The organism is Gilliamella sp. Gris1-4, from assembly GCF_001690335.1.
In the GTDB taxonomy this organism is placed as follows: Bacteria; Pseudomonadota; Gammaproteobacteria; order Enterobacterales; family Orbaceae; genus Gilliamella; species Gilliamella apicola_P.
Map to the genome: position 1 here is coordinate 1 of NZ_LZHA01000015.1, position 1994 is coordinate 1994.

The 1994-nt window shown below is 32.0% G+C and carries 3 protein-coding genes and 1 pseudogene; all 4 read left to right on the plus strand.

The window, feature by feature from the left end:
• The first annotated feature begins 15 nt into the window (after positions 1 to 15).
• Positions 16 to 87: a MoaD/ThiS family protein gene (locus A9G31_RS12165; protein WP_442902664.1), complete on the plus strand. Its 72-nt coding sequence runs from the start codon at positions 16 to 18 to the stop codon at positions 85 to 87.
• A 4-nt stretch (positions 88 to 91) separates the two neighbouring features.
• Complete coding sequence (gene moaE, locus A9G31_RS01850; RefSeq protein ID WP_065560192.1) at positions 92 to 535, plus strand: molybdopterin synthase catalytic subunit MoaE; 444 nt, start codon at positions 92 to 94, stop codon at positions 533 to 535.
• A gap of 60 nt (positions 536 to 595) precedes the next feature.
• Positions 596 to 1293, plus strand: a pseudogene (locus A9G31_RS01855) (Bax inhibitor-1/YccA family protein).
• Between the two features lie 170 nt (positions 1294 to 1463).
• A partial coding sequence (locus tag A9G31_RS01860) for a DUF3413 domain-containing protein (RefSeq protein ID WP_141671348.1) occupies positions 1464 to 1994 on the plus strand: 531 nt, incomplete at its 3' end.

Genomic DNA, 1994 nt, shown 5'->3' on the forward strand with positions numbered 1-1994 from the left:
TGCTCTTCCGATCTGTTGGTTGATTTTGATTATATTGTGAAAGAAGGCGATGAAATCGCTTTCTTTCCTCCAGTAACAGGTGGATAACATTATGGATCTTATCAATGTTAGTGAGCAGCCGATTGATGTTAATAAGTTAAACGATTGGCTTTCACAATTACCACAAGATGGTGCTGTTGTCTCTTTTATGGGCAAAGTTCGTAGTAATGAAAAACAAACGATAAGCTTATTTTTAGAACATTATGCAGGAATGACAGAGAAAGTCTTAGCTAATATCATAGCCCAAGCTAGAGAGCGGTGGCAATTAAGTCGAGTTGCGGTAATTCATCGAGTAGGTGAAATTATCGCAAATGAAAAGATTGTCTTTGTGGGAGCAAGTAGCGCACATCGTTCAGATGCGTTTGCAGCAGTAGAGTTCATTATGGATGTATTAAAGAACGAAGCGCCTTTTTGGAAAAAAGAACGAACGCCCCAAGGCGAAACTTGGGTTGAAGCAAAAAAAACAGATAAAGAAACATTGAGAAAATGGTATTAGTATTTATTTAGTATATAATGATATTAAGTTATGTCATTCTTTTTTAACTAGAGGTAATTAATGAGAAATAATTCACCTAATGGCTCGATTATTGAACAATCTAGTAATCGCATGCAAACATATATTAGTCATGTTTATGGTTGGATGCCGTCGGATTGCTTTTAACAGCCCTAGTTGCTTGGTTTGCATCCAATAACTATGCGCTTTTGAACGTTTTATATCAAGGTATGTGGGTGTTACTTATTGCTGAATTTGCTTTAGTTATTGCCATTTCTGCATTGATTAATCGCCTTTCTGGAGCTGTTGCGACAACATTATTCATGTTTTATTCGGTTTTAAATGGTTGCACATTTTCGATTTATTTTATTGTTTATACTTCATCATCAATAGCAAGTGTATTTTTTATTACAGCTGGAATGTTTGCAGCTTTGGCTCTTTATGGTTATACCACTAAACGTGATTTGTCTGGTTTTGGAAGCTTTTTATTTATGGGATTAGTGGGTATTATAATCGCTTCGCTCGTTAATATCTTCATGCAAAGCCAGCCGTTGATGTGGGCTATTACGTATATTGGTGTATTTGTTTTTGCTGGATTAACAGCTTATCATACGCAAAACCTGAAAGAATTTGGCGATCAATTATCGCAGGATGATCCTAATATGTTTAGGAGATTTGTTGTTTTAGGTGCACTAACCCTTTATCTTGATTTTATTAACTTATTCATTATGTTGTTAAGAATTTTTGCAGATCGTCGATAATTGCATTTAATTCAACTAAAAGGGCTCTAAATTGAGCCTTTTTTGTTAAAATTTTATTAGAATCGTATTTTTTTAGTACTAGTTTATTAAAAAGTTTCAGGAAAGACTATGTTTCAATATAAAATACAGTAAAATTCTTATTATAATGAATTAATAACTTACTTAACACTATGAAAAAATTATACTATTTTGCCTTAATTAATCTATTTATTTCATCAATACTATCAATTCGTTTCTTTCTTGTCCCCGAGGCATCATTTAATTGGCCGAGTGTGGCATTTTCAATATTTGCTGTATTGGGGCATTTTTTCTCGGCTTATTTATTACTTTTGGTTGTTTGTATACCTCTTTTATGGTTTAAACAAGCTATTCGCAATATTATTTTAGCTGCAATATTTAGCTTTATTCAAATTGGATTATATATCGATACTATTGTATTTCAACAGTATCGATTTCACGTAAATCAATCTGTCTTATCCATGGTTTTGTCTGGACAGGTTGTCGATTTTTCGATAATTACCTATTTTTTAATGTTTACGCTTATTGTTGTTGTATTTTGCACCGAGTATTTTATTCTTTACTTGCTCAATAACAAATTAACTTCATTGCATAAAAATTCAAGAATTGTTTTATTATCAACAATATTTCTTTTTAGTTCATTTTTAATTAGTCATGTTGTGCACATGATTGCATTTTATTAT